This window comes from Hymenobacter rubidus, from assembly GCF_016734815.1.
GTDB classification, from domain to species: domain Bacteria; phylum Bacteroidota; class Bacteroidia; order Cytophagales; family Hymenobacteraceae; genus Hymenobacter; species Hymenobacter rubidus.
This window is the reverse complement of sequence record NZ_JAERQF010000032.1, coordinates 1-26,694: the sequence shown is the minus strand read 5'-3', so window position 1 is coordinate 26,694 and position 26,694 is coordinate 1. Positions and strand designations below refer to the sequence as shown.

Below are 26,694 nucleotides of genomic sequence, written 5' to 3'. Positions count from 1 at the left end.
ATTTCATTTTGGCTTCACGATTTGGACACCGGCTGGGGGCGTATTTTTGAAGCCGGTTCCGGCTTTTTATGGATTAGGTAGTATATATGAATGCTTATGAAGCACTTAAAGCCGGTTTGTCGGTGCTGGTATGGGGTGCGGTGGTGTTGCCTGCTCAAGCTCAAGGCTTAGATTCGGCAGCCGTGCCGCCCGCCCCGTTCATCGTGGGGGCGTACGCGCAGGGCAGCATTATCATGGCGCACACCTACGCCATTCGGCACCTGGTCGATTCGCATCCTACGGGCTTTGAAATTAACCTGCAGCGCCAGACCACCGGCGCGGCGCCCTGGCACGGCTGGTACAAATTTCCGAAAATTGGTGTGGCGCTGACCTACTACGATTTTCACAACCCCATTCTGGGCTATGCCTTTGCGGCCAGCCCGTACCTCAGCAAGACGTTTTCGAGGGGCCCAAAACACGACTTTAGTTTCCGGCTGGGGGCCGGCCTGGCCTACCTCACCAATCCGTACAATCAGGAAACCAACCACAAGAACACCATCGCCAGCTCGGCCCTGAACGCCACGCTGCAATTTCGGTTCGAGTACGATTATGCCCTCACGCCGCACCTGGGCCTGCTGGTGGGGGCCGGCCTGAACCACTTTTCCAACGGGGCCACCACCAAGCCCAACTTTGGCGTCAACCTGCCCTCGGTGGTGCTGGGCCTGAACTACCACGAGCAGCGCCCGGCCCCGCAATTCAATGCCCACGCGCCCGCACCGGCTGACGTTGGCCACTGCTTCGTCAACCTGAGTACCAGCCTGGGCTTCAAGCAGCGCACCGAAGGCGACCACAACAAGTACCTTGTGAACTCGGTGACGGCCGCTGTGGGCCGCCGCATGAACCGCAAGTCGAACCTGCTCCTGGGCGCGGAAGGCTTCTACGACCGCAGCCTAAAGGCTCAGCTGGAAGACACCACCCGCGCCGGCCTCAAGCAGCCCGATGTGAAAAAAGTGGGCGTGTTTCTGGGCCACGAATTGCTGTTTGGCCGGCTGGCTTTCGACTCGCACCTGGGCTTTTACGTGTACGCGCCCTATAAATCGAGCACCCCTTATTACGAGCGCCTGGGCCTGAAATACCACTTCACCGACCTGCTCTTTGGCGCCATCGATTTGAAAATCCATCGGGGCGCGGCCGATGTGATTGAGTTCAAAATAGGCGCTAAACTTTAGCGCTGCTGGTGGTGCCTCCATCCGGCCAGCGCGTCGTTTCAGCCCTGAAAGCCAACGTTTCGGAGCTATTTTGGGCCGGGTAGTCCGAGCGCGCTTGCATCTTTCGGCCGCGGTTCAACTCAGGCCGCTGCTGGAATTATGGAAACATTTTTCGCCCTCAACCGCTACGTGCATATCCTGGCCGGATTCACGGGTTTTTTTGTGGCGCCGGTGGCGCTGGCCGTTCGCAAAGGGGGCGCGGCGCACCGGCGTTGGGGGCTGGTGTTTTTCTGGGCAATGGTGGTGGCCGGCACTACGGCCTTGTTGGGCTCGCAGCACATTCACAGCCTGTTCTTGCTGCTTACGGCGGTGTTTAGCCTCTACATGGCCGGGTTTGGCTACCGCTCGCTTTTCCTGAAGCGTCTGGCCTGGGATGCTCAGGTTGCCGCCTTCGACTGGGCCGTGGCCGGAGTGGGGCTGGCCGTCTTTCTGGGCACGGTGGCCTATGCTTTTATGGCCGGCAACATCCCAGTGGGCGTGTTTGGTGGGTTGGGGGCAGCCACGGCAGTCCGGCAGTTGCGCGGCTACGCCAACGCCGGCCGCTGGGCCAAAAACCAATGGCTACTCAACCACATTTCGGGTTTTCTAGCTTCGTACATCGCGGCGGTGTCGGCGTTTTCGGTCACCAGCCTGCATTTTATTCCGCGCACTGTCGGGTTCCTTTGGCCTACCGTCCTGGGTGCGCCGCTCATCATGTGGTGGCACCGGCGGGTGCGCGGGCAACGCATTACGCTGGCACCAGGCTCCGGTTTATCCGGCTCACCAACGCCGGCCCTTCGTAAATAAAGCCGGTGTAAAGCTGAATAAGCGACGCGCCCGCGGCGAGTTTCTCGCGCGCATCGGCTGCCGAATGAATGCCGCCAGCGCCAATAATTGGCAGTCCGCCATCCGACTTGTGGTGCAAGTAGCGAATAACTTCGGTAGCCCGCGCCCGCAGCGGCCTGCCACTGAGCCCGCCGGCGCCGAGGCTGGCTACATAGCCCGCATCGGTGGCCAGGCCGTCGCGGCTGATGGTGGTGTTGGTGGCTACCAAGCCGCTCAACTTGGTTTCACGGGCTATTTCCAGAATGTCGTTGAGCTGCGAATCGGTGAGGTCGGGCGCTATTTTCAGCAGCAGGGGCCGGGGCCTGGCACGGCCGAGGTTGCGGGCCTGCACCTGCTGGAGCAGTTCAATCAGCGGCTTTTTCTCTTGCAGCTGGCGCAGGCCCGGCGTGTTGGGCGAGCTCACGTTCACCACAAAATAATCGACCACTTCGGCCAATGCGTCGAAGCACGCCACGTAGTCTTCCGCAGCGCGCTCGTTGGGCGTGTCCTTGTTCTTGCCAATGTTGCCGCCGATGATGAGCTGGCGGTTGCGCCGCTGGGCCAGCCGGGCCGCCACCACGGCCGCCCCGTCGTTGTTGAAGCCCATGCGGTTGAGCAGTGCCTCGTCCTGCGGCAGGCGGAACAGGCGCGGCTGCGGGTTGCCGGGCTGCGGCCGGGGCGTCACCGTGCCAATCTCCACAAAGCCAAAGCCCAGCGTGGCCAGCTCATCGGTCAGGGCCGCGTTCTTGTCGAAGCCCGCCGCCAGGCCCACCGGGTTCGGGAATTTCAGCCCGAAAACGTCGCGTTCCAGGCTGGCGTTCTGGAAATCATACAGCGCCCGCAGCAGGGCCGGCGTACCGGGAACCCGCGCCGCCCGACGCAAATTGTCGAACACCAGGTGGTGGGCGCGCTCAGCGTCAAGTTTGAAAAGCAGGGGTTTGACGAGGGCTTTATACATGGTTTATTTAACCCGCCCAGCCTTCGCGGTCCAGGCTGCGGTATTGAATGGCTTCGGCCAAGTGCTGAATTTGAATTTCTTCGGTGCCGGCCAAATCGGCAATGGTGCGGGCCACTTTCAGAATCCGGTCGTAGGCGCGGGCGCTCAGGCCAAGGCGTTCCATGGCTGTCTTGAGCAACGTCCGGCCTTCTTCGCTGATGACGCAAATGTCCTTCACCATCTGCGGCGGCATCATGGCATTAGAGTGGATATCGGTGTAGTCGGTGAAGCGGTTGGCCTGCACCTGGCGGGCCTTGTCCACGCGGGCCTGGATGTCGGCGCTGGTTTCCGACTTGCGCGTTTCCGTCATTTGGTCAAAGGTCACCGGCGTTACCTCCACATGCAAATCAATCCGGTCGAGCAAGGGGCCGGAAACCTTATTCAGGTATTTTTGCACCACGCCGGGGCCGCACACGCATTCTTTCTCCGGGTGGTTATAATAGCCACACGGGCACGGGTTCATGCTGGCAATGAGCATAAAATTGGCCGGAAACTCAATGCTGAGCTTGGCCCGCGCAATGGTCACGCGGCGCTCTTCTAGCGGCTGGCGCATCACCTCCAGCACGGTGCGCTTGAATTCGGGCAGCTCATCCAGAAACAGCACGCCGTTGTGCGAGAGCGAGATTTCGCCGGGCTGCGGGTTGCCACCGCCGCCCACCAGCGCCACGTCCGAAATGGTGTGGTGCGGCGCGCGGAAGGGCCGGGTACTTAGCAGCCCGCCGCCGGCCAGCTTGCCGGCTACCGAGTGGATTTTGGTGGTTTCCAGCGCTTCCTGCATGCTCAGGGGCGGCAAGATGCTGGGCAGTCGCTTGGCCAGCATGGTTTTGCCTGCGCCGGGCGGGCCAATCATGATGACGTTGTGGCCGCCGGCTGCCGCGATTTCCAGCGCCCGCTTGATGTTTTCCTGGCCCTGCACGTCGGCAAAATCAGCCGTGTACTTGTTCACCGCGTGCTGAAACAGGTCGCGGGTATCGACCACCGTGGGCGCAATTTCCAAGCGGCCCTCGAAGAAGTCGATGGCTTCCTGCATGCTGCTCACGGCAATCACATCGAGGTTGTTCACGATGGCGGCTTCTTCAGCATTCTCTTTAGGCAGAATGATGCCCTTGAATCCTTCCTTACGGGCCTGAATGGCAATGGGCAACACCCCGCGAATGGTCCGCAGCTCCCCATCGAGGGCCATTTCACCCATAATGAGGTATTCCGGCAGCCGTTCTGTTTGCAGTTGCTGCGAGGCGTGCAAAATGCCCAGCGCAATGGGCAAATCATAGGCTGCGCCTTCCTTACGGATGTCGGCCGGGGCCATGTTTACCACCGTTTTGGTGCGCGGCATGCGGTAGCCCCGAAACTTCAGCGCCGCCTCAATGCGCTGCTGGCTCTCCTTGATGGCGTTATCGGGCAGGCCCACCACGTTGAAACCCGTACCCGCCGAAACCACCACTTCAATAATGATGGTGTAGGCGTTGACGCCCTGCACGGCCGAGCCGAAAGTTTTGGTGAGCATGGTAGAAGAGCGTGAGAAGTGAGATAATGGGAGATGAGAAGTTAGTCGAGAGGTAGTTGCGCGCAGTGGTAACTGAGCATCCTCACAAACCTACTAAGCATCCTTCTGATATCTCATGTCTTGGAGTCTCGCCTCTCATATCACCAGCTTTTCAATCAGCAAAATCATAATATGAATCACCTTGATGTGGATTTCCTGAATCCGGTCGGCATAGCCGGCGTGCGGCACCCGAATTTCGACATCACTGAGGCCGGCCAACTGGCCGCCATCCTTGCCGGTGAGAGAAACCACTTGCATACCCAATTCCCGGGCCGCTTCGGCCGCGCGCAGGATGTTGGGCGAGTTGCCGCTCGTGCTGATGGCCAGGAGCACATCGCCGGGCTGGCCCAGGGATTCCACAAAGCGGCTGAAGACGAACTCGAAACCGAAATCATTGGCCACGCAGGTCATGTGCGAGGCTTCGGTGAGGGCAATGGCGGCCAGGGCCCGGCGGTTTTGGCGGTACCTCCCGCTGAGTTCTTCGGCAAAGTGCTGGGCGTCGCAGAGGCTGCCGCCGTTGCCGCAGGTCAGGACTTTGCCGCCGGCTTGCAGGCTGCTGGCAATGAGCTCGGCCGCCGCCGCGATGCTGGCCACGTGGGCCGGGTCGGCCAGAAACCGGTCGAGCACGTTGCGGGCTTCGGTCAGCTCGGCGTGGATGAGGTCGGATAGGAGGGTGTCGGGCACTTGAGGTTGGTGGTCGGTATCAGGTATTCGGTAGTCAGATGAATCAGGCCAGCGGCGGCCGGTCGGCCGGCGGGGTGTTGCTCAGGCTGGGGTCGTTTTGGGGGAAAGTGGGCTGGGGCAGCGGGTCGGCAGGGCGCACTTCAGTGGGGTAGGCAGGCTGCTCGCGCACCACAGGCGCATCCAGGTTGCGGCCGTCGATGGTGCGCGGGCCGGCAGCCGGCGGCGCGATGCTGGTGCGCTGCTGCTGGTCGTAGAGCTTGGCTTTTAGCTCGTTGATTTTGCCTTCATGCTGCGTCACGGTGCGGCGCAGCATCACGCTATCGAGGTTTTCGGTAAGCAGGTGCAGGGTCATAATTACAGCCCCAATTACGAACATGACGTAGAAAAACTGCCGCTCCTTTTCCGGTGCCGACAGGCCCGCGCCCATATCCGCCACCGAGGTGCGCACGGCGGGAACGAGAATGAACAGCAGCGCCAGCAGCAGGTAAATCATGACGGCGACGGTGACAATGCGTTTGAGGGCAAGCATGGCGGAAGAAGTTGGTTTAAGGCGAAAGATAGGAGTTTTCGAGAGGTGCAAGCCGTGAGGCGGAGTACCCCGAAATTTCATTTCGGGCCGCGTACGCCATTGGGTCAGCACTTTTCTTACGGGCCGAAATGAAATTTCGGGGTACTCAGCCTATACCAGCGCAGCATTGGTTTGCATCGAGCTCAAGCGTTGGTACACGCCGCCTTCGCGCCGCAGCAGCTCGTCGTGGGTGCCACGCTCCACGATGCGGCCGTGCTGCAACACCACAATTTCATCGGCGTGCTGCACGGTGCTGAGGCGGTGGGCAATGACGAGCGAGGTGCGGTTTTGCATCAGGCGCTGCAAGGCTTCTTGTACGAGTTTTTCGCTCTCGGTGTCGAGGGCCGAGGTGGCTTCGTCCAGGATGAGAATGGGCGGGTTGCGCAGAATAGCCCGCGCAATGCTCAGGCGCTGCCGCTGCCCGCCCGACAGGCGGCTGCCCCGGTCGCCAATGACCGTTTGGTAGCCGTCGGGGCTGGCGATGATGAAATCGTGGGCGTTGGCGATGCGGGCGGCTTCCATCACCTCGGCCTCGGTGGCGGCGGTGTTGAAACGGATGTTGTTAAATATCGTGTCGTTGAACAGAATGCTTTCCTGGGTCACGATGCCCATCTGGTCGCGCACCGAGTGCAGGGAGCAGGCGCGCAGGTCGTGGCCGTCGATGAGAATCTGGCCGGCGCTGGGGTCGTAGAAGCGAGGAAGCAGGTCAGCCAGGGTGCTTTTGCCGCCGCCGCTGCCGCCCACCAGCGCCACCGTCTGGCCCTTTTTGATGGTCAGGTTGATGTCGTAGAGCACGGGCGTTTCGCCGTAGCTGAAGCTGAGGTCGTGGAACTCGATTTCGCGCTCGAAGGGCGGCAGCACCGTGGCATCGGGCCGGTCGCGGATGGCGGGCTCGGTGTCGATGATGCTGAGCACCCGCTCGCCGGCCACCAGACCGCGCTGGATGTTGCCGAAAGAACTGGACAAAGCCTTGGCCGGAGTCAGTACCTGCGAAAACAGAATCACATAGCCGATAAACGTCTCCCCATCGAGGGCCGACTGCCCGCCTAGAATCAGCGTGCCGCCGAAATACAGCAAGCCGGCCACTACCGAAACCCCCGCAAACTCCGAAAACGGCGAGGCCAAATCCCGGGTGTTGTCAATGTTGCGCGAGGTGCGGGCGTACTGGTCGTTCTGCTCCTCAAACTTGCCCTTGATGTATTCCTGCGCATTAAACGCCTTGATAACGCGGATGCCACCCAGCGTCTCGTCAATTACCGACAGCATCGAGCCGAGCGTTTTCTGGCTCTGCTTGGCCTGGGTGCGCAGGCGCTTGGCAATGGTGGCGATGATGCCCCCGGAAATCGGCAGCAGCACCAGCGTAAACAGCGTGAGCGGCACCGACATATGAAATAACACCAGAAAATAGGCAATGATGGTGAGCGGCTCTTTGATAACGGCCGTGAAGGTGTTCACCACCGAGGTTTCCACCTCTTGCACGTCGGCCGTGAAGCGGGACATCAAATCGCCCTTTCGCTCGCCCACAAAAAAGTTCAGCTGCAAGCCGATGATGCGGTGGTACAAGTCGCGCCGCAGGTTGCGAATGACGCGGGCGCGCACCTTGGCCAGCAGCCGCAGGCTCAGGTAGCGAAACACGTTGCTCAGCAACACCGACACCACCACCACACCGCATACGAAGGCCAGCGCACCCATCTTGCCATGAGCCGTGAGCACATCGGCGAAGAAGTAGTTGAACGTGTCCGTCACCCACTGAATGGTGGGCTTGAAGCCGGGCAGGTGGTCGGGCGCATGGGCCGGCACTTTGTCCGTTTTGTCAAACAGCACGCTCAGCAGCGGGATAATCAGCGTAAAGTTGCCGATGCTGAAGAAAATGGTCAGCACCGTGTAAAGTAGATACTGCGGCAAAAATGCCAGCAGCGGCCTAGCGTACTGTAGGATTCTTAAATAAGTCTTCATGCTTTCATTTAACAATTATCATTTAACATTTAACAGTCGTTTCGGCGATGTAAATGATTAAATGGCATTGCGTAGCTGGCGGGTAGAGCGTAGTTTGGTAAAGAGCATTTTACCCAACTCGTCGGCATCGGCAAACATGCTTTCAAACATCTTGGAAGTAATAAAATCAGTGTCGTGCAGTAGATTCAACCAATACTTGGTTTCCAGATACTCCTTGTAGGCGATGGATATTTTGGCAGAAAAGTCAGCGTCCGAAATGGCACCATTTGCTTCCGTCACATTGGCCCCAATGCTGGTGCCGCAACGTAACAGTTGTTTCGACAAAACATATTCACGCTTCTCCGCTGAAAGGAATTGATAAGCCTTCACCACTCGCACGGCAAATGCATAAGCCTTCTCATAAAGCACATTTGCCTTGCCGCCAATCATCAGAACAGCTGTTAAATGTTAAATGATAATTGTTAAATGACTTAAAACTCGTGGAGCCGCTGCGCAATGTTCCAGCGCACCGCCAGGGAGGCATAAACTTCGTTCACGTTAGCGCTGGGCGTGAGTGAGTAGGTTTGGTGCCGGGCGACGAGCTTGGCGTCCAGGAACAGGTTGAGGCGGGGCTGATAGGTGGCCGTGAAATCGGTGTGCAACAGGCTGCTTTTGTTGCCCTGGCCGGTGCGGTTGCCATATTCCATGGGGAAGTAGGTGTAGGGCGTGAGTGGGTTGCCGCCGTAGTTCGCAATCCGGCCGATGGTGATGGGGTTGCCCATCGCATCGCCGCTCACAATGGGACCCTTCGTGATGAGCTGGCCTCCTGCGTCGTATCCATAATCCAGGCCCTGCTCGGTGTAAATGGCTTTGGCCACCAGGTTCAGGCGGGGCAGAGGCTGGTAGCTGAGCACGCCCAGCACCTCGGTCAGGTTGGCGCCCATGGGGTGGGCCAGGGGCTGCTGGTAGTTGGTATAAGCGGTGTAAATGCTGCCGTGCTGATAGGTGTAGGGGCGGATGTAGTTCAGTTCCACCTGCAAATCGAGGTTGCGGATGCCGGCCACGTCGATGTACTTGGCGCCCACCTGCACGGCCTGCTTGTTGGACCACCAGCCGTTGCGGGCCCGGATTTCGCTCAGCTTAAACTCATCGAGTACCACCTGCCCGTAGAGCTGGGCCGTGTGCAGGACGTTCCACTTGAAATCCAGCCCCAGCAAGGCATTGTCGGCCGAGCCCACGTTTTGCTCAATGGCGCGGTAGAAAATGATGGGGTTCAGGTATTGCAGTTCGAAGCGGTTGCTGGCGCTGCCAAATACTTCGGACTCAAACAAGCCAATGTTGAAGTTCTTCGTCACGTCCAGGCTCAGGTGGTGCAGGGCCATGTACTTCTTCGGGTACACCTGGTCGGCATTCTCCTTCTGGGCCACCATTTCCGTGAACAGGTTCTGGTAGTTGAGCTTCCAGACGCGCGTGTTCAGTTTCAGAAAGAAATACGGCGCGCTGTAGTCCGACAGAATCAGCGAGCGGTAGCCATTGCCGATGAAGTTGCGGTCGTGTCCCAGCTGCACGTTGATGTGCTTCGTAGCCGCGTAGGTCACGTAGCCCCGCGCCGTGAAAAAGTCGTACTGGCTGCCCTGGTCCAGCACGGCCGCCTTAAACGGCTTCACGTAGCCCTCGTGCGGCACAATGTCGTCGCGGTCCACGCGAGTCTTCACGTATTGCGGCACCCCCTCCTGGTTATCGGTCAGGAAAGCATAAAAACCCAGGCGCTGGTCAATGGTGCCTTCTACCTGCACGCCGCGGGTGTTCACGTAGCGCAGGCCGTCGGTGTTCCGGTTGTCGCGGCCGGCCGCCAGTAGCGCCACGGGGTTAGCGCGCAGGGTAAAGTCTTTGCTCTCGACGTGGTAGAAATCGGTTTGGTCGCGGTAAAAATAGTTGAGAAACGGCCGGTTGCTCTGGTTCAGGTCGTTCCCCAGCGGCGAGTTGGCCCAGTTGTCCTTCAGCAGGTATTGCGCGTTGAAGCGGTCGGCGCGGGAGAGGCTGCCGGTGCGGTAGGCCTGGGCGCTGTCGCCGCTCAGCATCCGCTCGCCCAGATGGGCCACGCCCGCGCGGCTGTAAGGGCGCGAGCTGGTGTGGGGGTCGTGCAGCGAATCGGAGCCAAATTTGATGGCGTACCGGTCAATCAGGCGGTAAACGTCTTGGTCGAGCGGCACATACGTAGTGCCCTGCGTGGCTTCGAATTCGGTGCTGCCCACTGCCTCGCGCGGAGCGGTGGCGCGCGCTGGCGTGGCCCGCGTCGGCGTGTCGCGTACCGCCTTCGGGCGGGTAGCCCGGCGGCTACGCTTCGCCGGCAGGCTATCCAGCGGCTGGTCGTAGATTATCCAGGGCGAAGGGGCGGCCTTTGCCGGAGCGGGGGCCGGCGTCGGGGCCGGTGCTTCGGGTGCGGTCTGGGCCGCAAGCGGGCCGGCCAGCGGAACCAGCAGAAAGGGCAGAAACAAAGAAATCTTCATAAGAATCGATAAACGCCACGTAAAGCCGGGACGGCGCGACCGGCTAGCCGATGGAAAGACGGATAAGTCAATTTCTTAACAAACCTACGCAGCAAGCCGTTGGCAGGTATTGGCTAGGCGGCCCCGGCTGTGCCAGCGCCTGCATTCGGCGCGGCGGCAGGCCGCGGCTATTTCCAGCGAATTCCCGGTGAGGCTTGGCCGCCACCGGTTTTTGTGCCAACTTCGGGGTGCCGGCCGGGTTTTCTTTCCGTTATCACTTTCAACCTGTTTTTCTTATGGCCACCACTTCTTTTCCCCCTGCCGCGGCCGCCCCGGTTTCCAACGAGGCCGCCGAAGCCACGGCCCACATCCACGTGGTGTGCGCCGAGCCCAGCATTGCCAACCATTTTCTGGCCGAGCTGCGCGACAAAGACGTGCAGAAAGACAGCCTGCGTTTCCGCCGCAACCTGCAGCGCCTGGGCGAAATCATTGCCTACCGCATCAGCGCCCACCTCAGCTACACCGAGCAAACCATTCAGACGCCGCTGGCCGAAACCCGGGGCAAGCTCCTGCACGATTTCCCGATTCTGGCCACCGTGCTGCGCGCCGGCCTGCCGTTTCACCAGGGCTTTCTGAATTATTTCGACCAGTCGCCCAGCGCCTTTGTGGCTGCCTACCGCATCGAGGGCACGGCCCAGGTGCAGGTGCAGGTCGACTACCTATCGGCACCCAGCCTCGACGAGCGGGTGCTCATCCTGGCCGACCCCATGCTGGCCACCGGCAAAAGCCTCGTGCAAACCTACCGGGCCATGCTGCGCTTCGGCACGCCGCGCCAGGTGCACATCGCGGCCGTCATCGCCTCGCCCGAGGGCCTGGCCTATGTAGCCCGCGAAATCCCGGAGGCCAACCTGTGGGTGGCCGCCATCGATGAAAAGCTCAACGAGCACGCCTACATCGTGCCCGGTCTGGGCGATGCCGGCGACCTCTCCTACGGCAGCAAGCTGTAGGGCCGCGGGCCCGTGGCGCAGGAAATTGTGCGCCAGATTGAACCCTGGCCTCCCGAAATGGGTATCTTTGCCACGCGCCCACCCCGCGTCAGTTGCCCCCTTCCACCGCCTGCTTTTCGTTATCCCGTGCTTCATCCCGCCATTAAATGCGCGTCTGTGTTCCTGTTGAGCACGGTCAAGTTTTTGGGCGGCCCACTGGCCGGGGCGTCCATGGGCCTGCACTTCTGGCAAACCCTGGCCCTGACGGTGGCCGGCATGATGACCAGTGTGTTCATCTTTTCCGGAGTGGGCCGCGCCTGGATGCAGCACCGCCAGAAGCAGCGACGCCTGCGCCGCGAGCCCATCTTTACGAAACGCTCGCGCAACATCATCAAGGTGTTCCGCAAATTTGGAATGGGCGGCATTGCCTTTCTCACGCCCATTCTGCTGTCGCCCATCGGCGGCACCGTCATTGCCACGCTGCTGGGCGTGCCGCGGCAGCGCATCTTGCTGCACATGTTTGTGAGTGCGCTATTCTGGGGCACGGCCCTCACCTTTGCCAGCATCCACTTCGGGCACCTGATACATCACGGCAAGTAGAGCCGGATTGACAATAAAAACGAAACGCCATGCTGCGCAAAGTCGCAGCATGGCGTTTCGTTTTTTACGTCCCGTTTTTAACGTCCGCGCCGCTTCAGCGCCTTCACGCCGGGGTTCGAGCCGCCTTTCTTGCCCACGAAGGCTTTTGCTCCCTTTGTGCTCTTTTTCTGTCCTTCTTTAAAGGGCTTGCCGGTGCGCTTGTCGATGGTCACGCCGGGCTTAATCCACTCTTTGCGGTCGTGGAAAGCACCTTTAAAGGTCGGGTCCAGCTTCTTGCGGCGGTCGTCGAGCTCGCGGCCCATCTTCTGCTGCTCTTCAAACGGCGTTTCTTCCACCACCACTTCCTCAGGCAGCGGGAGCAGCTCAATTTTTTGGTTGATGAGCTGCTCGATTTCGCCAATGTGCACCATTTCGGCCTCGTTGGCAAAGGTGATGGCGGCGCCAATGTGCTGAGCCCGCCCCGTGCGCCCGATGCGGTGCACGTAGTCGTCGTGCACAATCGGCACGTCGAAGTTGATAACGTGCGTCACCTGCGGCACGTCGATGCCGCGCGCGGCCACATCCGTGGCCACCATGTAGCGCACCTCGCCGGCCTTGAACGATTCCATGCTGTTCATGCGCGCGTTCTGGCCCTTGTTGCCGTGAATCACGCGTACCTCGCCGGCCGGAGCCTTGCGCTCCAGAAAGTGCGCCACTTGGTCGGCGTGCTGCTTGGTGCGGCAGAAGAGCAGCACCCGCGTCATGGTGTCGATATCGCGATAGAGCAGGAAGTGTAGCAGGTTGATTTTGGTGAGCAGGTTGGGCGCCTCGTACAGCACCTGGCTCACCGTAGAGGCCGTTTTGGCCGGCGGGCTCACCTCCACCCGCACCGGGAATTCCAGAAATTCCTCGCTCAGCGTGGTCACTCGCTCCGGCATGGTGGCCGAGAAAAGGGCGTTCTGCCGCTTGCGCGGAATAATTTCCAGAATGCGCCGAATCTGGGGCATGAAGCCCATGTCCATCATCTTGTCGGCCTCGTCCAGCACCAGGGTCTTGATGTCGGTGAGGCGCAGCGCTCCTTTCAGGTAAATTTCCATCAGCCGGCCCGGCGTGGCCACCAGCACGTCGATGCCTTCGGCGATGGTTTCAATCTGGGTTTTCGGGCCCAGGCCACCATAAATGGCGAAAATGCGCAGGTCGGTGTTCACCGCCAGCGCTTTCAGGTGCGTTTCAATTTGCATGGCCAGCTCGCGGGTGGGAGCCAGCACCAAGGCGCGTGGGTTGGTGCCTTGAGCGTATTTTACCTTCATCAAGAGCGGCAGGCCGAAGGCGGCTGTTTTGCCGGTGCCTGTTTGGGCAATGCCCAGCACGTCGTGCCCGGCCAGCAGCAGGGGGATGGTCTGAATCTGTACCGGCGTGGGGTCGGTGAAGCCAGCCGCCGCCACGGCAGAAAGTAGTTGCTTGTTGAGTTTGAAATCGTTGAACGATGGGGTGGTGTTGGGTTCCATTCCGCAAAGGTCGACATATTGAATACATCTGTCATCCTGAGCGCAGCGAAGGAGCTTATCAAGCCAGAGCGATTTGCCACTGATAATTGGGTTACTGCAATCCGTTCAGCGGCGATAAGTTCCTTCGCTGCGCTCAGGATGACAGAAGGGCAAAGAACTTTTTTTGCCATTTCCCGCTTCTTTTTCTATCTTTGCCCCACCAAAACAAACACGGTAGATATAGCTCAGCTGGTTAGAGCGTCGGATTGTGATTCCGAAGGTCGTGGGTTCGAGCCCCATTATTTACCCATCAAAAAGAAGTCCCCGGAGAATTTTCCGGGGACTTTTTTGTTGCTTGCAATGAATCCGTTTTAATACGGCTTTAATTTCGAACGTTTTATTCACCACAATTTACCTACATGAGCTTGCTCGTCATCGGCAGCGTCGCATTCGACGCCTTGGAAACGCCTTTCGGCAAAACCGATAAAATTATCGGTGGTGCCGCCACTTACATCAGCCTCTCGGCTTCTTATTCGCTGAAGCCTGTGAAACTGGTGGCCGTGGTAGGCGACGACTTCCCGCAGTCCGACATCCTGCTGCTCGAAGAGCACGGCGTAGACGTAGAGGGCCTGCAAATCAAAGAAGGCGAGAAGTCGTTCTTCTGGTCGGGCAAGTATTCGACGGACCTCAACTCCCGCGAAACCATCACCACCGAGCTGAACGTGTTGGGGAGCTTCGACCCCATCATCCCCGACGCTTACCAGGACTGCAAGTACCTGATGCTCGGCAACCTGGCTCCGCAGGTGCAGCGCCTCGTCATTCAGCGCCTCGTGAACCGCCCCAAGCTGATTGTGATGGACACGATGAACTTCTGGATGGACATTGCCCTCGACGAGCTCATTGCCACCATCGAAATGGTGGACGTGCTGAGCATCAACGACGAAGAAGCCCGCCAGCTTTCCGGCGAGTATTCGCTGGTGAAGGCCGCCAAGAAAATCATGGCCATGGGCCCGAAATTCCTCATCATCAAGAAAGGTGAGCACGGCGCGTTGCTCTTCCACAAAAACAAGGTGTTCTACGCGCCGGCCCTGCCGCTGGAAGAAGTATTCGACCCGACCGGTGCCGGCGACACGTTCGCGGGGGGCTTCATCGGCCACTTGGCGGCCACGGACGACATCAGCTTCGAAAACATGAAGCGCGCCGTGATTCACGGCTCGGCCATGGCCTCGTTCTGCGTCGAGAAGTTTGGTACCGAGCGCCTGCTCAACCTCACGCCCGAGGAAGTGGAAGCCCGCGAAGCCCAGTTTGCCGAGCTGGTGAAGGTGGTGCCGGCTTCGGCCACCGCCAACGTGCCAGCCTAGGCTTCGGAAGGCAACTTTTTGGCGGCGGAGGGGTACAACCTCATATCTTCCACTCAACCACCTTCCGCCATGGGACACGCCAAAAAAGACACCGACCTGCAAAACGAAAAAACGTCCGTGAACCCGGCCGCTAACACCAAAAAGAAAAGTACCCAGGTGCAAAGCCCGAACACAATGGATGTATCGGCGCACGGCAATACCACCGACGGCAACTCGGCCGGCCACGGCGTTAATAACATCCGCAATAATCCGCAGGGCAACCGCCCGATGTCGGTAAGCGGCGGCAAAGGTCCCGGTAAACAGGGAAACTAAACGCCGCAAGTTCAATCAAAAAGCTCCGCTGGGTGAATCCAGCGGGGCTTTTTGATTTCCAGCGCTATTCAAAACTCCCACCCCAGCCACTGCTGAAACCCACGCTGCTGCGCCGCATCGGCCGTCTCCAGCTTATCGATGGCATAGCGCTGCCCGAAGCTGGCGCCTGTCGTGGGGGCCAGCGTCACCGTCAGCAGCCGGTTTTGGCGGAACACGCTCACCTCATAAGCCGGCATGCCGGTGCTGAGCAGGCTTTGTAGGTTCATATCCACCCGGCGGCCGTTCACAGCTACGATTTCATCGTCTACCGTCAGGGCCGCAGCGGCGGGGGAGTTGGGCCAGATGGCGGTTACCTCGGTCCGCTCGTTCTTCACCACCGTGCGGAAACCGAAGTGGCCTTCCGAGGCTGAGGCATTTTCGCCCACCAGCAGCTGGCAGCCCACGGTGTGCAACACCCGGTCCAAAGGCTCCTGCAGCGGCGCGGTGCCGTAAATGAACTTGTCAAAATAGGCGTGCATGTCGCGCCCCGTCACTTCGTTCACGATGCGCACGTAGTCGGCCTCGGTGTAGCCGATGCCGGTTTTGCCGAATTCCTCATACAGCCGCCGCATCACGTCATCGAGGCTGTGGGAGTGGCCTGAAAGCTGCCGCAAGGTGAGGTCCAGAATCAAAGCAGCCAAGGCGCCTTTGTGGTAAACGGACACTTTGCGGTCGGGTACCCCGTTTTTGTAGCCATCCAGCCAGAGGTCCATACTGGCGTCGGCCAGCGAAAGGTTTTCGCCGCCGGCATCGTCGTAGTGCTTGCGCAACACGATGTTTAACTCCTCGAAATACTGCGCGGGCGTGCGGACGTGGCTACGGGCCAGCAGGTACTCGCCGTAATAAGTCGTGATGCCCTCAGCAATGAAACAGGTGCGGAAGTAGTTCTCGCGGCTGTAGTCGTAAGGCTGCATTTCGGCGGGCCGAATGCTCTTGATATTCCAGGTGTGGAACAACTCGTGGCAGCTCACGCCCAACAGTTCCTTGTACAGGCCCTCGCTCATAATCAGCTCCGCCGGCCCCAGCGTAATCACGGTCGAGTTGTTGTGCTCCACGCCGTGGTAGTGCTTGTAGGGCAGAAACTGGTTCAGGAAGTGGTAGTCCACCACCGGAAAGCCGCCGAACATCGTCAACTGCTCCTCCGAGAATGCCTTGAAATCAGCCAGTAGCTTCGGCCAGTTCACCAGCGCCTCGCCCTGCGCCCAAACGTGGAAGGGCAGCCCGCCTGCCTCGTACTCTTGGTGCGTGAGCGTGGGGCTAGCAATCAGCGGCGAGTCGGCCAGCTGGTCGAAATCCTTCGCGGAAAGCACATGCGGCGCGGTTTGCTTCAGGCCACACGCCACTTGCCAACCCTCGGGCAGTGCCAAGGTTAACTCGCATTCCTCCAGCTGCCGGCCCTCGGCATACATCAGCGCCTGCACGGGGTTCAGGTACAGCTGCGACTCATCGAGCCAGGAGCCGCCGGCATCCATCTGGTGGGCGTAGAAGTTGTATCGCACCCGAATAGAGCGGCCGGCCGCCTCAAGCACTTCCCACCGGTCCTTTGTGAGCTTGCGGTAGGGGAGGGGCTGGCCGGAAGCAGCATCCTCAACTATCACACGTTGAATCTTCTGGGCGAAGTTTTGCAGCTCGTAGCGGCCGGGGCGCCAGGCGGGTAGCTGGAGTTCCAGCGGGGCAGTGGCATCAGCAGCTACGTCCAGCGTAAGCTGGATTTGCAGGTAAAACGTGAGGGGATTTTCGAAGGAAACGTGGTAGTGAATCATCGCCAAAACGGGGTTAAACGGGGCTAAAGCTACTGCCCGCTAACGGTGTCCACGTAAAAGTGGCTGAGGGCCTTGCCTTTTCCAGACAAAGCCCGTACCTTTGCCGGCCCAACTCGAAACTCGTCTTTTTAAGATTCCTTGATATGAAACGTACCTATCAGCCCTCGAAGCGCAAGCGTGTAAACAAGCACGGCTTCCGTCTGCGCATGGAAACCGCCAACGGCCGCAACGTGCTGGCCCGCCGTCGTGCCAAAGGCCGCAAGCGCCTCACCGTATCCGACGAAGGCAAGCACAAGCGCTAGTCTTCTTAGCCGTTAGCGCACAGCTTTGGGCTGTAAGCTAGCCGATTGCCGCATTGCTGAGACAGCGTTATTTCTGTCGCTGCAATGCGGCTTCGCTATTTTAGGCGTTTCCAACATAGGGGCTTTGCTGTCGATGCAATGGTCCAATAGGCAAGCAACGTGAACGAGCCCACTGCTACCGGCGCCCCGCTGGCAGCCCGAAAATATACCTTTCCGAAAGAGGAACACCTGTGCCGCAAGAAGCTCATTGAGGAGCTTTTCAGCAAGCAGAGTTCCTCTTTCGGCGTTTACCCATTGCGCATCGTCTGGACAAAAGCGGCCGCGCCCACCACGGCCCCGCCGCAGGTACTCATCAGCGTGAGCAAGCGCACGTTTAAGCGGGCCGTCGACCGCAACCGGCTCAAGCGGCTCATTCGCGAGGCGTATCGGCTCAATAAATATCGGCTTACGGAGCAACCCAACGGGCACGAAATCGCTCTGCTAGGTATTATCTTCACGGGGAAGGAAAAAAGTCCACTTGCGTTGGTGGAAAAAAAATTAATTTCCGGTATTCTTCGTTTGATAGGCACGACTGTTGAGGCATCCGCCTCACCGTCGGCCCCGTAGATTCGCCTAGCCGCTATTCGTTCTGTATGACTATCCGCAAAAAGCTACTCGCCACGCTGGCCCTGAGCACGCTGGGTTTGGTATCGTTCCGCGCCGCTTCCGACAACGAGCGGTACTTCGAGATTGCCAAGAACCTGGACATTTTCGCCACGCTCTTCAAGGAGGTCAACACTTATTACGTCGACGAGGTCACGCCCGCCAAACTGGTGAAAACGGGCATTGATGCTATGCTGCGCTCGCTCGACCCGTACACCAATTATATTCCGGAAGACGACATCGAGGACTTCCGCACCATGACCACCGGGCAGTACGGCGGCATCGGGGCGTCGGTGGTGAAGCGCAACGGTAAAACCGTGGTGCAAAGCGCCTACGAAGGCTACCCGGCTCAAAAAGCCGGCCTGCTCCCCGGCGACGAAATCCTCGACATCAACGGCGTGGTGGTCGATAAAAAGTCGAACGCCGACATCAGCAAGCTGCTCAAGGGCCAGGCCAATTCGATGGTGAAGCTGATGGTGACGCGCTACGGCCAGGACAAACCCATCGAAATCGACATCACCCGCGATAAAATTCAGGTCGACAACGTGCCCTATACCGGCATGATTTCCGGCGACGTGGGCTACTTCCAGCTCGGCGGTTTCACGGTGGATGCGGGCAAGGAAGTGCGCGCCGCCGTAACCAAGCTCAAGGAGCAGGGCGCGAAGAAAATCGTGTTCGATATCCGCGACAATCCCGGCGGCCTGCTGAACGAGGCCGTGAACATCTCCAACCTCTTCATCGACAAAGGCCTCGATGTGGTGAGCACCAAGGGCAAGGTGACGGAGTGGAACAAAACCTACAAGGCCCTCGACGTGCCGCTTGATACCCAGATTCCGATTGCCATCATTACGAGCAACCGCTCGGCGTCGGCGTCGGAAATCGTGTCGGGCGTGTTGCAGGACTACGACCGCGCCGTGCTGGTGGGCGAGCGCACCTTCGGCAAGGGCCTCGTGCAGGCCACGCGCCCGCTCAGCTACAACTCGCAGCTGAAGGTGACGACCGCCAAGTACTACATCCCGAGCGGCCGTTGCATCCAGGAAATCGACTACGCGCACCGCGCGGAAGACGGCACGCTGGGCAAATTCCCCGATTCGCTGCGCACGGCCTTCAAAACCACCGCCGGCCGCACCGTGTACGACGGCGGCGGCGTGGCTCCCGACATTGAGGTGCAGGACCGCGAAATCGCTGATATCACCCGCATCCTGCTCCAGAAAAGCTACCTCTTCGACTACGCCACCCGCTACCGCGCCGAGCACCCCACCATCGTACCCGCCCGCCAGTTCAAGCTCTCGGACGTCGACTACCAGAAGTTCGTGGCCTACCTGCAGGGCAAGAACATCAGCTACAGCACCGACGCCGAAAAGGCCCTCACCGACCTCAGCAAGAAAGTGAAAGAGGAAAAGCACTACGACGACGTGAAGCTGGAGCTCGAAGCCATCCGCAAGAAGGTGACCGTTAACAAGGCCAACGACCTGCAACGCTTCAAGCCCGAAATCAAGGAGCTGTTGGAGCAGGAAATCGTGTCGCGCTACTACTTCGAGAAGGGCCGCACCGAAGCCGGCTTCGACGACGACCCCAACATCATCGCCGCCGTCGCCGTCCTGAACGACCCGAACCGCTACGCCGCGCTGCTGAAGCCCACGGGCCAGGCCGCCAGCGCCCGCAAGTCGGCCGGGACGAAGTAATTTTGAAGGGCGTTAAGTAGAAAAGCAGGCGCTGAAAGGTGCCTGCTTTTTTGTTGAAATCAATTATGGCTCTCATTGAAAAAATTGCTGCTTTATCCAATAAGCTGCATTGTCAGGCAAGACTAAAGCTCAAGCATAATGATTTGCCAGAAGCTTGGGGAAGCGGTATAGGATTTCCTGTGAGGACGTACATTGAGATAATTGGACCCTGGCCCTTCAGAGAAATTGATTGGGTTGAAATCAACCCTGTCGTGATGGAGCACATTGGCCGGTTAGTCGCACCGAAACGATGGAATCACTCGGAGCAACTAATTACGCTGCTTGAAGCAGAGCTTGTGAGTTATAGCTTGGTTGATGGAATGATAAGAATCCCGCTAGAAGCATGAGGTGCGCTCTGGATTCAGGTAATCCAGCCCACAATCTTCAAAGCGCTGCTCTAATGCATCCCATCCGTTTTCAATCTTGTAGTCTCTTTCACTTTCTGTAATTGGCATCAGCCAGAGATTATGCAGGTGTCCACCCTCGAAATTGAAAATCTCTAAAGCCTCGCCATCCATATAAGGAAGCGAAATGAAGCCGAAGCTGCAAGTAGAATCATCTTGCCAAGGCCGTCCGAAATTGACAGTATGATGTAAGCCAAGCGGAGCGTCATTCCGATGAAAGGAAGCAGTGATAGTAAGCAACTCAATCAGCATCAAATCTTGCTTGTTAGAAAAGACATGCAGTTCAATCAAGTTATCTGGACTATCAGTTGACATTCCAAGTGTAGAGTAAATCCAGAAGTCGTGCTTTTCCGATGGAGGAAATTCCAGTACAGAAAAGTCCTCCGATATCTTCTTAAGCGGGTCCGGAATATGGTCTTTCTTATCAGTACTCTTGCCCCAATTCGTTTCTAAGTGCTGCTTGAGTAGCTCCAGATTATACATCGTCAATAATTTTGCGCCGGAAATTTCAAATCTACATTGAGCCAATCCCTCCTCCTCTCCCTCGAAACTTCTTCGCCCGTCTGTTCGGTTGCCCTGCACCGCGTGGCCGACGGCTCCCTGGTCGGCCAGTCCGAGCTCAGACTCGATAAGTCGCATTCCACCCATCTGACCGTGCTCATCGAGCAACTGCTCGAAAACACCGGCTACCAGTTGGACGACCTCGCCGCCGTAGCCGTGAGCGACGGGCCCGGTTCCTATACCGGCCTGCGCATTGGCGGGGCCGCCGCCAAGGGCCTGTGCTTCGCGCTCGATATTCCGCTGGTGGCGGTGAGCACACTGCGGGCGTTGGCTGTGCAGGTGGCCGCCGGTACCGCCCGGCCGGAGAATTACCTGTACTGCCCCATGCTGGATGCCCGGCGGCAGGAAGTATACGCCGCGCTGTACACCCACGACGGCCGGGAGGTGCTCGCGCCCACGCCCCTCATCCTCGACGCCGATACGCTGGCCGAACAATTGGTCCACCATTCCGTGTTATTCTTCGGCAATGGCGCCACGAAGTTTCAGGCGTTGCTGGGGGAGTCGGCGCAGGCCGGTTTCCTGGCGGGCATCGAGCCGTCGGCGGTGGCGGTGGGGGCGTTGGCCGTCGCCGCTTATCACCGGCAGGAATTTCAGGACGTGGCGTATTACGAGCCGTTTTATCTGAAAGAAGTGTACACGACCACGCCGAAAGCGAAGTAGCAGAACGTCATGCAGAGCGCAGCGAAGCATCTTTACTGCAATAGTAGATGAATTGCGTTGCGTGGTAAAGATGCTTCGCTGCGCTCTGCATGACGTTCTGGTAACTCAAAATAGAATCCCATGGAACCCCTCTTCGTCAACCGCGTTGCCAACTCCGGCCTCGTCACCCTCAATCTGGAAGAACTGCTGCACCCCGGCGAAAGAGTGGTGTACGACATCAAAGACAACCTTTTCCACGGCCTCATACTGCGCGAAAAGGACTTCCGCGAGTTCGTGAAAACCAACGACTGGACGCAGTATGACGGCAAAAACGTCGCCATCATCTGCTCGGCCGATGCCATTGTGCCCACCTGGGCCTACATGCTGCTCGCCACCAAGCTCCAGGGGCACGCTCACCGCTACGTCTTTGGCAACCTCGACGCCTTGGAGCAGTCGCTGTTTGAAGAAGCCATTGCCGCGATTGATACCGAAGAATACCGCGACGCCAAAGTGGTGGTAAAAGGCTGTGGCAATGTGCCCGTGCCCACCTTCGCCTACGTGGCCATCATGCATAAACTGCTCCCCGTGACCAGCAGCGTGATGTATGGCGAGCCCTGCAGCACCGTGCCGCTCTACAAAAAACCAAAAGCCCCTGTTCCAGCGGAGTAGTTGGTTGGGGCGAATAATTTCGCCTGTCATGCTGAACGCAGTGAAGCACCTTATCACGTTAGAAGGACTTGTTCGAACGCGGTAAGGTGCTTCACTGCGTTCAGCATGACAGATGGCCGCAATAATGCTTCGCATCTTTGTACCATGCCCGAGCTTACCCGAACTCCTTATAAAATCACTTTCCTCACCGGCACGGCCATTGTCATTGCCAACATGGTGGGCACGGGCGTTTTTACCAGCCTCGGTTTTCAGGTGATGGGCATCCAAAGCGGCTTTGCGCTGCTGATGCTGTGGCTGGTGGGTGGCCTCATTGCCCTTTGCGGGGCCGTGAGCTACGCCGAGCTGGCAGCGGCCATGCCCCGTTCCGGAGGCGAATACCACTACCTAAGCCAGATTTACCATCCAGCGCTGGGGTTTCTCTCGGGCTGGGTATCGGCTACGGTAGGCTTTGCTGCCCCCACGGCCTTGGCCGCACTGGCGTTGGGGGAGTATGCAAAAAGCGTATGGCCTGGCCTACATCCGCAGTGGCTTTCCGTAGCCGTGGTGTTGGTCCTGACGCTCGTGCACGGCAGTAGCACCCGCGTCGGCAGTCGCCTCCAAATCGTTATTACGGCCCTGAAGGTAGGTGTGCTGGTTGTGTTCATCGGCGCGGGCATGGTGGTAGGGAAGGGGCAACCCATCAGCTTTCTGCCCGATACCGCTAGCTGGCGCGCCCTGCTCAGCCCCGCCTTCGCCGTGAGCCTGGTGTATGTGAGTTATGCCTACTCCGGCTGGAATGCCGCCGTGTACGTCACCGGCGAAATCGAAAATCCGAAACGCAACCTCTCGCGCATCCTGCTGGCCGGCACCGCCGTTGTACTCCTATTATATGTAGGGTTGAACTATGTGTTCCTCCGCTCCACGCCAATGGCGGAATTGGTGAGCGGCGCCAAAGCCGTTTTTCCTCAGCCGTTAGAGGTTGGTTTCGTGGCCGCCACATCGCTGTTTGGGGAGGCCGTGGGCCGGTTGATGGGAGGCGTTATCGCTGTTCTACTGGTTTCTACCATCAGTTCGATGATTTTTGCCGGACCGCGTATCGTGCAAACGATGGGAGAGGACATTCCGGCCTTGCGCTTCTTAGCCCCGAAAAGCCGTGCTGGTATTCCCGTTCGTGCCCTGTTGCTCCAGACGGTTATCACGCTGCTATTTATTGTAAAGCCAGGTTTTCAATCGGTACTGGTCTATGCCGGCTTTGTCCTGAACCTGTTCACCTTCCTCACCGTGCTAGGCCTGTTCGTCCTGCGCTTCCGTCAGCCCGATTTGCCGCGCCCCTACCGCGCCTGGGGCTACCCCGTTACGCCCCTCATTTTCCTGGGTCTAAGCGGTTGGACACTGGCCTTCATCCTGCGCGACAAACCGATGGAGTCGCTCTACGGCTTGGTTACTTTGGCAATCGGGGCGTTGGTCTACTTCCTGACCACGCGCCTAGCCGTTTCCTCTGCCACATCCCGCGGCTAAAGCACTTCCGTAACTTGCAGCTTCATTGGGCGCTTCAGCTGCCTGCCGTCACACCTTATATAGTATAATGTCTTTCCGCACCGCCGCGCTTCGGCTCCTGCCCGCCGCCTTGCTCTTGCTTTCCGCTTGCTCCGAGTCGAACAAACAAACCGAAACGGCATCCTCCGCTAAAGAAGAAACAATGGCCACCACGGCCGATGCCATTGATTCCACGAAGTCAGCATCGCCAGTCGCTTCCGGCACCCAAGCCACCCAATCGCGCCCCAACCGCCTCACCGCCCCCGATACCGCCTACGCCCAGGATGTAGCCCTGTTTCTCGGTGGCCTCCAGCCCAGCCAGCACAGCAACCTCACCAAGTTGGCCGCTACACCCGTCTGGCAGGCTTTCGCCAAAGACCAGGACAAAAGCTGGGATAAATACCGCGCCACCCATACCACGCGCATGACCCAGTGGGCCAATACCGAGCTCGATTCGGTTCACGCCAACAGCCCCACCATTTTCTACCCCTTCAGCGGCCCCGATTTCCTGAACGTCGTCACGATGTTCCCCACCAGCCAAACCTACGTCCTGATGGGCCTCGAACCCGTCGGTAGTATCCCCGCCCGCACCTCCCTCGAAAACCCCAAGCTGCTGCCCGCCGTCAAAGCCTCCCTCTGGTCGGTGCTCAATTTTAGCTTCTTCCGCACCAACGACATGGCCGTGGACCTGAAATCAGTTGAACTTGATGGAGCTCTACCGCTCATGATGCTCTTCGCTGCTCGCACCGGCAACCAAATCACCGGCATCCGCCCCGTGCAGCTCGATGCTGCCGGCAAACTCCTCAACGCTCCAACCGACACCACTCAAACCCCCGACCCCAAGTCCATCCCCGGCGTCGAAATGAAACTTCGCGCCCCCAACGGCCAATCCAAAACCGTCTACTACTTCTCCGCCGACCTCAGCGATTGGAAGCTCACCTCCAAAAGCGCCCCGCTGGAGTTTGTTCGCCACCTCGGCCCCCTCACCACCTACGTGAAGTCGGCCACCTACCTCATGCACAAGTCGTATTTCAATAAAGTCCGCCGCACCGTCCTGCGCCGTAGCCGCTATATCCTGCAAGACGATTCCGGCATCGCCATGAAGTACTTTCAAAAAGGCGCCTGGCAGTTCAACTACTACGGTACCTACCGCCGGCCCATCAACCTTTTCGCCAAGCAATACCAGCCCGAACTCACCGCCGCCTACCGCGACACCCTGCACAAACCCAAACCGCTCCCCTTCGGCACTGGCTACAATTGGCGCCAAACCGATTCCAACCTCCTCCTTGCCAAGCGTCTGGTTCCCCTAGCCGACTAACGTCCGTATAAAACCAGCCCCACAGGGCCGTGGTGGCAACATCACGGCCCTTTCTATTTCCATATCCTATGAAAACGCCCTCTCAATCCCGTTCCACTCTTTACTATATAATAGGACTAGCCTTCCTATTAACCATAACAACCTTATTAACTCTAGCCGCTACAAGTCGCTTGGCCCCTCCTCTCCATTGGAGCGGGGGCCGGGAGGGGAGGCCCCCGTCCGCAGACTCCCCACTCCTAGACTCTCTCCTAAAAGCCAACCCTCAACTGGCCCGCGTCGCCACCAATCCCAAATACGAGCTGCAAATCATTTATACCCAAATCAACCGTGACGCCCAAAATCGCCCCACTTTCATCCCCCACACCTACCACCTCAACCCCCAGCAATACTTCAACCCCGCGAGCTTAGTCAAACTTCCTGTTGTTGCCCTCTCCCTCGAAAAGCTCAATGACCTCAACAAACCGGGAGTAACCCGCCGCACCATCATGGCCACCGGCACCGCCTACCGCTGCCAAACCCCCGTCCCCTTCGCCGCCCCAGCCGATTCCGACCGTACCGCCACCGTCGGCAACTACATCAAGCGCATGCTCCTGGTAAGCGACAACGTCGCCTACAATCGCCTCTACGAATTCCTAGGTCAACAACTCCTCAACCAACGCCTCCAGGAACTCGGTCATCCCAATGTCCGCATCACCCGCCGCTTCGCCCCCTGCGACACCGCCGCCAACCGCCACACCAACCCCATCAGCTTCCACACTCCCAGTGGCGATACCTTATATAAGGAGCCCGCCAAGTTCAACCCTACGCCCTACACCAGCCCCCTCGGCCGCGTCCTCAAAGGCCGTGCCTACCAGGCCGGCCGTCGCATCATCCCCGAACCCTACGATTTCACCACCGCCAACCATCTCCCGCTCCCCGCCATCACCGCCCTCCTACAAAGCATTCTCTTCCCCGAATCCGTCCCCGCCGCCCAGCGCCTCCGCCTCACCCCAACCGATTACGCCTTCCTCCGCCGCTACCTCCACGCCACTCCCCACGAGTCCGGCTTCCATCCCTACGCCCCCGCCCGCTACTTCGACGCCTACAAAAAATACCTCTATTACGGCCGCAACCCCGAAATTCCCCACCAATCCACCCTCCGCATCTACAACATCGTCGGCATGTCGCACGGCTACCTCGCCGATGTCGCCTATTTCGCCGACTCCCTCCACCAGTCCGAATTCCTCCTCAGCGCCGTCCTCTACGTCAACCAAGACGGCATCATCAACGACGGCGCCTACGAATACGACACCATCGGCCTCCCATTCCTAGCCCAACTAGGCCGCCAAATCCAGCAATACGAATCTCAACGCCCCCGCCAATACCTCCCCAACCTCACCGAATTCTTCTCCCTCGAGCCAATCCGGTGAAAAAAAGCTAATTTTGAGCTCGCCGTAAATCATTGAAGAGTAGTTGCGTTAGCTTATAAAGATGATTGTAGACTCACTTCGCCTATAAAAATATTGCGAGAGCACTTGTACACTCCAATTCTTCCTCCTACTTTTGCACTCCCAAATCGAAAGGACGCGGACACTAACCAAGCACTGAAAAAAGAAATTTATTAAACCGCTTGGTTAATCAAAAAAGGCACTTACCTTTGCACCCCGTTACAGTTCAACCGGAACAGTAACTAATAAATCAGGAAGATGAATCGAAAAATAAATTTTCCTAAATAGTTTGAAAATCGAAAAAGCTTCTTACCTTTGCACCCCGTTTTGTTTTAATCGAGAGCACTACGAAGTAGGATAAAAAGAAAAGAAAAATAAAGTTTCATTTTTACTTGCTAATTGAAAAAGGCGAGTTACCTTTGCACTCCCAAATCGAAAGAGGCGGTGCACAACAACTCGAAACGATGGCCCGCTTGGCCACAGCGTCACTTCAAATGGAAGCGACACACGTTCTTTGAATGTTTGGAAAAGACAAATGGTAAGGGCTGCTTTCAGCAATGAAAGTAGTAGAAATTACAAGCGTAACACGAATACATAGAACTCGTCAATACGAGTCGGATTCGCACTCGACATCAGCCCATCTTCGGATGGGTGTAGAAGAATTTTACAATGGAGAGTTTGATCTTGGCTCAGGATGAA

25 protein-coding genes and 1 tRNA gene are annotated in these 26,694 nt (G+C 58.5%); 16 read left to right on the top strand and 10 right to left on the bottom strand.

Annotated elements, in window-relative coordinates; genetic code table 11:
- Positions 1-86: 86 nt before the first annotated feature.
- Both JKL48_RS18260 and JKL48_RS18255 read left to right on the top strand, forming a co-directional pair.
- Positions 87-1,208 (top strand): acyloxyacyl hydrolase, encoded by a 1,122-nt coding sequence (locus JKL48_RS18260; protein WP_201985820.1) that lies wholly within the window; start codon positions 87-89, stop codon positions 1,206-1,208.
- Positions 1,209-1,346: 138 nt separating this feature from the next.
- On the top strand, positions 1,347-2,033 hold the full coding sequence (locus JKL48_RS18255; RefSeq protein WP_201985812.1) for a hypothetical protein: 687 nt from the start codon (positions 1,347-1,349) through the stop codon (positions 2,031-2,033).
- Here JKL48_RS18255 and JKL48_RS18250 read toward each other — a convergent pair.
- The 7 genes from JKL48_RS18250 to JKL48_RS18220 form a co-directional block, all read right to left on the bottom strand.
- A complete protein-coding gene (locus tag JKL48_RS18250) occupies positions 1,975-3,009 on the bottom strand; it encodes a quinone-dependent dihydroorotate dehydrogenase (RefSeq protein WP_201985810.1) in 1,035 nt (344 codons plus the stop codon). The genes JKL48_RS18255 and JKL48_RS18250 overlap by 59 nt on opposite strands.
- A 7-nt stretch (positions 3,010-3,016) precedes the next feature.
- A complete protein-coding gene (locus tag JKL48_RS18245) occupies positions 3,017-4,552 on the bottom strand; it encodes a YifB family Mg chelatase-like AAA ATPase (RefSeq protein ID WP_201985808.1) in 1,536 nt (511 codons plus the stop codon).
- Positions 4,553-4,687: 135 nt separating this feature from the next.
- Entirely contained in the window at positions 4,688-5,275 is a 588-nt protein-coding gene (gene lpcA / locus JKL48_RS18240; protein ID WP_201985800.1) for a D-sedoheptulose 7-phosphate isomerase, read from the bottom strand.
- A 43-nt stretch (positions 5,276-5,318) separates the two neighbouring features.
- The gene (locus JKL48_RS18235; protein ID WP_201985798.1) at positions 5,319-5,804 is read right to left on the bottom strand and encodes a hypothetical protein; all 486 of its coding nucleotides are present in this window, start codon (positions 5,802-5,804) and stop codon (positions 5,319-5,321) included.
- Between the two features lie 150 nt (positions 5,805-5,954).
- Entirely contained in the window at positions 5,955-7,799 is a 1,845-nt protein-coding gene (locus JKL48_RS18230; RefSeq protein ID WP_201985796.1) for an ABC transporter ATP-binding protein, read from the bottom strand.
- 57 nt (positions 7,800-7,856) lie between these two features.
- On the bottom strand, positions 7,857-8,228 hold the full coding sequence (locus JKL48_RS18225; protein WP_201985794.1) for a four helix bundle protein: 372 nt from the start codon (positions 8,226-8,228) through the stop codon (positions 7,857-7,859).
- 41 nt (positions 8,229-8,269) lie between these two features.
- On the bottom strand, positions 8,270-10,288 hold the full coding sequence (locus JKL48_RS18220) for a capsule assembly Wzi family protein (protein WP_201985792.1): 2,019 nt from the start codon (positions 10,286-10,288) through the stop codon (positions 8,270-8,272).
- A gap of 275 nt (positions 10,289-10,563) precedes the next feature.
- Here JKL48_RS18220 and upp point away from each other — a divergent pair, with 275 nt between their 5' ends.
- The gene (gene upp / locus JKL48_RS18215; protein ID WP_201985790.1) at positions 10,564-11,274 is read left to right on the top strand and encodes a uracil phosphoribosyltransferase; all 711 of its coding nucleotides are present in this window, start codon (positions 10,564-10,566) and stop codon (positions 11,272-11,274) included.
- A gap of 126 nt (positions 11,275-11,400) precedes the next feature.
- Positions 11,401-11,853, top strand: a complete 453-nt coding sequence (locus JKL48_RS18210) for a small multi-drug export protein (protein WP_201985789.1) — start codon at positions 11,401-11,403, stop codon at positions 11,851-11,853.
- A gap of 77 nt (positions 11,854-11,930) precedes the next feature.
- On the opposite strand, the gene JKL48_RS18205 is transcribed toward JKL48_RS18210, so the two are convergent.
- A complete protein-coding gene (locus JKL48_RS18205; RefSeq protein WP_201985787.1) occupies positions 11,931-13,340 on the bottom strand; it encodes a DEAD/DEAH box helicase in 1,410 nt (469 codons plus the stop codon).
- A 213-nt stretch (positions 13,341-13,553) separates the two neighbouring features.
- Here JKL48_RS18205 and JKL48_RS18200 point away from each other — a divergent pair.
- The 3 genes from JKL48_RS18200 (at position 13,554) to JKL48_RS18190 (ending at position 14,992) form a co-directional block, all read left to right on the top strand.
- Positions 13,554-13,627, top strand: a tRNA-His gene (locus JKL48_RS18200).
- A 111-nt stretch (positions 13,628-13,738) separates the two neighbouring features.
- Positions 13,739-14,680, top strand: a complete 942-nt coding sequence (locus JKL48_RS18195) for a PfkB family carbohydrate kinase (protein WP_201985785.1) — start codon at positions 13,739-13,741, stop codon at positions 14,678-14,680.
- Between the two features lie 69 nt (positions 14,681-14,749).
- Complete coding sequence (locus JKL48_RS18190) at positions 14,750-14,992, top strand: hypothetical protein (RefSeq protein ID WP_201985783.1); 243 nt, start codon at positions 14,750-14,752, stop codon at positions 14,990-14,992.
- Positions 14,993-15,060: 68 nt separating this feature from the next.
- On the opposite strand, the gene JKL48_RS18185 is transcribed toward JKL48_RS18190, so the two are convergent.
- On the bottom strand, positions 15,061-16,794 hold the full coding sequence (locus tag JKL48_RS18185) for a M61 family metallopeptidase (RefSeq protein WP_201985781.1): 1,734 nt from the start codon (positions 16,792-16,794) through the stop codon (positions 15,061-15,063).
- Between the two features lie 143 nt (positions 16,795-16,937).
- Here JKL48_RS18185 and rpmH point away from each other — a divergent pair, with 143 nt between their 5' ends.
- The 4 genes from rpmH to JKL48_RS18165 all read left to right on the top strand — a co-directional run bounded on the left by rpmH (position 16,938) and on the right by JKL48_RS18165 (position 19,809).
- Complete coding sequence (rpmH, locus tag JKL48_RS18180; RefSeq protein ID WP_046246180.1) at positions 16,938-17,096, top strand: 50S ribosomal protein L34; 159 nt, start codon at positions 16,938-16,940, stop codon at positions 17,094-17,096.
- Between the two features lie 159 nt (positions 17,097-17,255).
- The gene (locus JKL48_RS18175) at positions 17,256-17,702 is read left to right on the top strand and encodes a ribonuclease P protein component (RefSeq protein ID WP_317191967.1); all 447 of its coding nucleotides are present in this window, start codon (positions 17,256-17,258) and stop codon (positions 17,700-17,702) included.
- Positions 17,703-17,728: 26 nt separating this feature from the next.
- Positions 17,729-19,423, top strand: coding sequence for a S41 family peptidase (locus JKL48_RS18170; protein ID WP_201985779.1), 1,695 nt, complete (start codon positions 17,729-17,731; stop codon positions 19,421-19,423).
- A gap of 65 nt (positions 19,424-19,488) precedes the next feature.
- The gene (locus tag JKL48_RS18165) at positions 19,489-19,809 is read left to right on the top strand and encodes a DUF6678 family protein (protein WP_201985777.1); all 321 of its coding nucleotides are present in this window, start codon (positions 19,489-19,491) and stop codon (positions 19,807-19,809) included.
- On the opposite strand, the gene JKL48_RS18160 is transcribed toward JKL48_RS18165, so the two are convergent.
- Positions 19,798-20,349, bottom strand: a complete 552-nt coding sequence (locus tag JKL48_RS18160; protein ID WP_201985774.1) for a suppressor of fused domain protein — start codon at positions 20,347-20,349, stop codon at positions 19,798-19,800. The two genes, JKL48_RS18165 and JKL48_RS18160, sit on opposite strands and share 12 nt — an antisense overlap.
- Before the next feature lie 36 nt (positions 20,350-20,385).
- Here JKL48_RS18160 and tsaB point away from each other — a divergent pair, with 36 nt between their 5' ends.
- The 5 genes from tsaB to JKL48_RS23440 all read left to right on the top strand — a co-directional run bounded on the left by tsaB (position 20,386) and on the right by JKL48_RS23440 (position 25,977).
- On the top strand, positions 20,386-21,087 hold the full coding sequence (gene tsaB / locus JKL48_RS18155; protein ID WP_201985773.1) for a tRNA (adenosine(37)-N6)-threonylcarbamoyltransferase complex dimerization subunit type 1 TsaB: 702 nt from the start codon (positions 20,386-20,388) through the stop codon (positions 21,085-21,087).
- A 120-nt stretch (positions 21,088-21,207) separates the two neighbouring features.
- Complete coding sequence (locus JKL48_RS18150) at positions 21,208-21,735, top strand: DUF2480 family protein (RefSeq protein WP_201985764.1); 528 nt, start codon at positions 21,208-21,210, stop codon at positions 21,733-21,735.
- A gap of 144 nt (positions 21,736-21,879) precedes the next feature.
- A complete protein-coding gene (locus JKL48_RS18145; RefSeq protein WP_201985762.1) occupies positions 21,880-23,232 on the top strand; it encodes an APC family permease in 1,353 nt (450 codons plus the stop codon).
- A gap of 67 nt (positions 23,233-23,299) precedes the next feature.
- Positions 23,300-24,568, top strand: coding sequence for a hypothetical protein (locus tag JKL48_RS18140; RefSeq protein WP_201985753.1), 1,269 nt, complete (start codon positions 23,300-23,302; stop codon positions 24,566-24,568).
- 170 nt (positions 24,569-24,738) lie between these two features.
- The gene (locus tag JKL48_RS23440) at positions 24,739-25,977 is read left to right on the top strand and encodes a serine hydrolase (protein ID WP_201985751.1); all 1,239 of its coding nucleotides are present in this window, start codon (positions 24,739-24,741) and stop codon (positions 25,975-25,977) included.
- Positions 25,978-26,694 lie beyond the last annotated feature (717 nt).